At 40.4% G+C, this 5,140-nt stretch carries 3 protein-coding genes; all 3 read right to left on the bottom strand.

Annotated features, from left to right (window positions below):
- Positions 1-173: 173 nt before the first annotated feature.
- From VLB74_RS11510 to VLB74_RS11520, 3 genes are read right to left on the bottom strand one after another with little or no spacing between them, the layout of a single operon-like run.
- A complete protein-coding gene (locus VLB74_RS11510) occupies positions 174-1,433 on the bottom strand; it encodes a trans-sulfuration enzyme family protein (RefSeq protein ID WP_325203602.1) in 1,260 nt (419 codons plus the stop codon).
- Positions 1,434-1,458: 25 nt separating this feature from the next.
- Entirely contained in the window at positions 1,459-3,876 is a 2,418-nt protein-coding gene (gene thrA / locus VLB74_RS11515; protein ID WP_325203603.1) for a bifunctional aspartate kinase/homoserine dehydrogenase I, read from the bottom strand.
- Entirely contained in the window at positions 3,873-4,877 is a 1,005-nt protein-coding gene (locus tag VLB74_RS11520; protein WP_325203604.1) for an alpha/beta fold hydrolase, read from the bottom strand. The genes thrA and VLB74_RS11520 overlap by 4 nt, the downstream gene beginning before the upstream one ends.
- Positions 4,878-5,140: the final 263 nt, after the last annotated feature.

Consider the following 5,140-nt stretch of genomic DNA (forward strand, 5'->3'; position numbering starts at 1 on the left):
TTGGGTCTAATCCCTCTGCCTTTCGTGATAACGTTCAGTGTGTTTAAGAACGCTGCAAAGCTAACAACAAAAAATTGAATTCGGAAATTTTTTCTGATTTTAGATTGTTTTTTACAAAAAAGCTGATTTTTTTTCTACTTAAACTTACAAAGACAATTTTTTTAAACGGAAAACTACCCCAAAGCCTGTTGCAAATCGTTGATAACATCCTGAACCGTTTCCAATCCTACCGACACCCTTACCAAACCGTCAGTGATGCTTACCGCCAACCGTTCTTCCACGGTTAATTTGCTGTGGGTTGTGGAGGCTGGATGCGTTACGATTGTTCGTGTATCGCCTAAATTGGCTGAAAGCGAGCACAATTGGATTTTATCCAAAAACTTTCGGCCGGCTTCGATTCCGCCTTTAATTTCAAACGCCACGATGTTTCCGCCCAAACGCATTTGTTTTTTGGCGATTTCGTATTGCGGATGCGATTTCAGGAACGGGTATTTTACTTGTTTCACATTCGGATGGTTTTCCAAAAATTCAGCCACTTTCAATGCGTTTTCACAATGTTTTTCCACGCGAACAGGCAATGTTTCCAAACTTTTGGACAACACCCAGGCATTGAATGGCGATAAAGCCGGCCCGGTATTTCTTGAAAACAAATAAATCTCGCGAATCAAATCGGCACTGCCAACGGTGATTCCGCCCAAGACACGACCTTGACCGTCGATTAATTTGGTTGCGGAATGCACTACTAAATCCGCTCCGTACTGAATCGGATTCTGGATGTAAGGCGTAGCGAAACAATTATCTATTATCAGAATCAGGTTGTGTTTTTTCGCAATCTGTCCGAGCAATTCCAAGTCGATAATATCAACAGCCGGATTAGTTGGCGATTCTGCAAAAAGGATTTTAGTATTGGGTTGTATAAAATCCTCTATGGTTTCCGGCTTGTTGATATCAAAATAACTTGTCGTGATGTTCCACTTCGGGAAATACTTTGTAAACAAGGTATGTGTCGAACCAAAAACACTGCCCACAGAAACGATGTGATCACCCGATTCCAGCAAAGCTGCGAAAGTGGAGTAAATCGCTGCCATTCCGGTTGCAAAAGCATAACCCGCTTCGGCACCTTCCATCTGACAGATTTTTTCCACGAACTCGCTCGTGTTTGGGTTTGAGAATCGGCTGTAAATGTTTCGTTCTTTTTTTGGCAAAAGTTCAGTTATTTGCCCAGGGATGCCAAGAACCCCAAATTCATTTTCATCGGAATTTTTATTTTTATTTTTTGGAGTTTCTTCAGTGAAGGAAGCACGCATGTCTTCGGCATCTTCAAAGACAAAACTTGAGGTTAAGTATAGCGGAACGGAATGCTCCAGATATTGGGATCGTTCTATTTGGGTTCGGATGGCTTGGGTTTCGAAGCCGAATTCTGAATTACTCATTTTATATTTATTTACTTTCAATTAATTATTTTATTTTTTCCGCTAAACGCAAGATATCACCAAAAACACCTCTGGCGGTTACGGCGGCTCCGGCTCCGGCACCTTGAATCACTATTGGGTGTTCACCATAAGATTCGGTGTAGATTTCAAAAATGGAATCAGAACCTTTAAGCTGTCCCAAGGAACTTTCCTGTGGAACCGACACTAGACTCACTTCCAGATTGGCACCGTTTTCCACCGACAAATCACCTGAGAGATCACCTACATAGCGCAACACGTGATTTTCGGATTGGTCCGCTTTTGTATTTTGATAAATCGGATTCAGCTCTTCCAGTTGTGAAAGGAAATTATCTACGCTGCCTTCTCGCAGGTTTTCCGGAATCAGGTTTTGGATTTTCACTTCAGAAAATTCATTGATTAAATCTAACTCTCTGGCAAGGATTAGCAATTTTCGACCAACGTCGTTTCCATTCAGATCTTCGCGCGGATCCGGTTCGGTGAAGCCTTTTTCGATAGCTTCCTTCAACACGTCGCTGAATTTTTTATCCGAAGCAGAAAAAGTATTGAACAAGTAACTTAATGTACCGGAAAAAACCCCTCGGATTCGGGTAATATTTTCACCGGAATGATGTAGTAGTCGAATCGTGTCAATTAACGGTAATCCGGCGCCCACATTGGTTTCGTATAAGTAATTCTTCTGATAAAAATGAAGATTTTCACGCAGGTTTTTATAGAAACTGTATTCTTTTGTATTGGCAATTTTATTGGCTGAAACCAAATCGAAACCGTTTTTGATCAGTTCCACATAATTTGAGACAAAATCTTTGCTTGCCGTGGTATCAATCGCGATTAAATTCCCTAAATGATGTTCCTTTACCGAATTTAAGATAGCTTCTACAGATGATTTTTGGCTTGTGTTTTGCAATTCCGACTCCCAATTATCCGTAACGCCTTTCGAGTCAAAAATAAACTGACGGGAATTGGCAATGCCTACGATATTCAATTCGAGTCCTTTGCGCTGAATGATGTTTTCACGACTTTCCAACAACTGATTGATTAGCGTCTTCCCTACCGTTCCGTGCCCGAAAACAACCAGATTTACTTTTTTGGTGATTCCGAAAATTTCACTGTGAATAACATTCAACGCTTTCTTAAGCTGTTTGCGTTCCACCACCAAACTCACATTTTTTCCGGTAACGGTATTGTTGAACAAAATCGGGACAATCTGATTGCGGATTAAAGCATCGTATGGTTTATTGAAAGTCGCCAGCTCTTGCCCAATAATGGAAATAACCGATACATTTTCAGTCAGATAAACACTGCTTACGTCTTGTGTATAGAAATCCAATTCGAATTCGGCCTCGATTGCATCTTTGGCTTTTTGGGCGTCTTTCGCATCCACCACCAAACCGATGCCGCGCTCGGAAGAACCCTGCGAAATGATGCTTACACTAATATTGTTTTGAGCCAAAGCCCTGAAGATTCGAGCATCAATACCAGGTTTCCCCAACAAACCGCGCCCTTCCAAATTTACTAATGTGACATTTTCCAAAACCGATAGCGATTTGATTCCCTTTCTTGAATTTTCGGCATTAATCAATGTTCCGTTATGCGTATGGTTGAATGTGTTTAAAATGCGTAACGGAATTTTCTTTTCTATAAGAGGGATGATTGTTTTCGCGTGAAGGATCGTAGCTCCGAAAGTGGCAATTTCATTGGCTTCCTCAAAAGAAAGCTGGTCGATTTTTTGCGCATCCGGCACTAAATCCGGATTGGCAGTGAAGATACCGTCTACGTGTGTAAAGCTTTGCAGTTCTTCGGCTTCAAGATAATTGGCCAATAAAGAAGCCGTAAAATTACTTCCGTTTCTTCCTAAAGTAGTGGTTTCGTCATCGGTACTTGAAGCGATAAAACCCGTCACGATGTTTACCGTGGTACCGTTATTATTTTTGAAATAGGCCTGTACATTTTTACGGGAAATGGTATCCACCGGTTGGGCATCCCCAAATTTAGCGTCGGTTTTAATCAATTGGCGTGTATCAGAAAAATTAGCATTCACCCCTTTTTCTTTCAAAGCCTGTGTTACCACTTTTCCGGAAATCACTTCGCCTTGAGCCAACACATTATCTTTTATCTTTTTGCTGTAATCCCCCAAAAGTGCTACACCTTCGAACAATTTTTCCAATAGTGAAAATTCGGATGACAAATCCACAGAAGTATTTCCTCTCTGATAGTTTTTGAAATTCTCTAATTGCTCGCGGTACACTTCATTCTTCTTGGCTTTTTCAAGAATTTCTTCCAATTCGTCTGTGGCATTGCCGATAGCCGAAACGACCACAGCAATTTTTTCCTGTCTGTTGACTTTATCTAAAATGATGCTTATTGCTTTATTGAAACCTTCGCCATAGGCTAAAGATTTTCCTCCAAATTTTAAAATTTTCATACTTGTATTGTTTCCAGTTTAGTTGTTGTTGTAAATATGTTTTTAAGAATAGCGTTTAGTTGTTCGAACTCGATTAAAAAAGCATCGTGCCCGTGAATGGATTGTATTTCATCGTACATCACATCCTTCTTAACCGTTTTCAGCATTTTATACGTTTCTCGGTTTTCTTCGGCTGTGAAAAAATAATCGGAATTCACTGCGACTATATGGATCTTGGCCGAAGTTTCTTCTGCAAAAGCCAGCAGTTGTTCACTATCCATGTCTTCCCCGATGGTTTTCAGCAAATGGTTCATCAGTTTGTAGGCTGCCAATTCAAAACGGCTTTCCAGTTTTTTTCCGTGATGCTGTAGCCAGCTTTCAATCTGATACAATTCCTCATTTTCATTTTTGGAACGGTTGAATTTCGCTTTCAGTGATTCCGGTGTTCGGTACAATAACATGGCGTGCATTCGGGCGTCGTGGATCGGATTGTTGGAATTATTCAGAATCTGATCTTGCACCAGGACATTGGCAATCAACCAATCCGATGATTTCCAGTCGGATGCAATCGGGATCAGGTGTTTTATGCTGTTTGGTTTCAGGAAGGCCATTTCCCAAGCAATAGCACCTCCAATACTTCCTCCAATCACGGCGTAAAGCTGACTAATGTTTAATGAATGAAGGCCTTTCCAGAAGATTTTGGCAATATGTCTGGTGGTAAAATCTTTGTAATTTTCAATCAGGTTTTTCGACTCCCCATCGGAACCATTCCCAGGAACATTAAAAGAAATTACAGTATAAATTACCGTGTCGATGGTTTTATTTTCACCGATCAACTCATTCCACCATCCATTTTCTCCAGTTACCTGCGAATTTCCTGTCAACGCATGATTCACTAAAACCACTGGAGCCGTACCGATTGGCTGACCAAATACCTGATAGCACAATGGTATCCATCGTTTATTCACCCTATGCTCTAAAGTAAAATCAAAAACATCTGTTCTTTGTTGTATTCCGTTCATTTTTCTAACTTGCTTTTACTACAACCTGTTTTCACAACACTGGAAAACCGATTTTCAACTATTTTTTTCTCCATTACATCCCACAAAAAAACCCCTGCAATCTGCAGAGGTTTTAGCTGTAAATTCTATTCCGATCGAATCAAGCAAAAGACATCCCCTGCGGACAGTTTTTCCACATCATTTGCATCATCATCATTTGCTCAATTCTTCTCATGTCATTTTTTAATTACGCTGCAAATTTAGATGTTTTTTCTAATTAAAAA

Origin of the sequence: Flavobacterium sp. (assembly GCF_035456225.1) — a bacterium.
Lineage (GTDB): Bacteria > Bacteroidota > Bacteroidia > Flavobacteriales > Flavobacteriaceae > Flavobacterium.

Coding starts and splice junctions, on each gene's coding strand:
- VLB74_RS11510 (WP_325203602.1), bottom strand. CDS start 1,433: ATGAGTAATTCAGAATTCGGCTTCGAAACCCAAGCCATCCGAACCCAA.
- thrA (WP_325203603.1), bottom strand. CDS start 3,876: ATGAAAATTTTAAAATTTGGAGGAAAATCTTTAGCCTATGGCGAAGGT.
- VLB74_RS11520 (WP_325203604.1), bottom strand. CDS start 4,877: ATGAACGGAATACAACAAAGAACAGATGTTTTTGATTTTACTTTAGAG.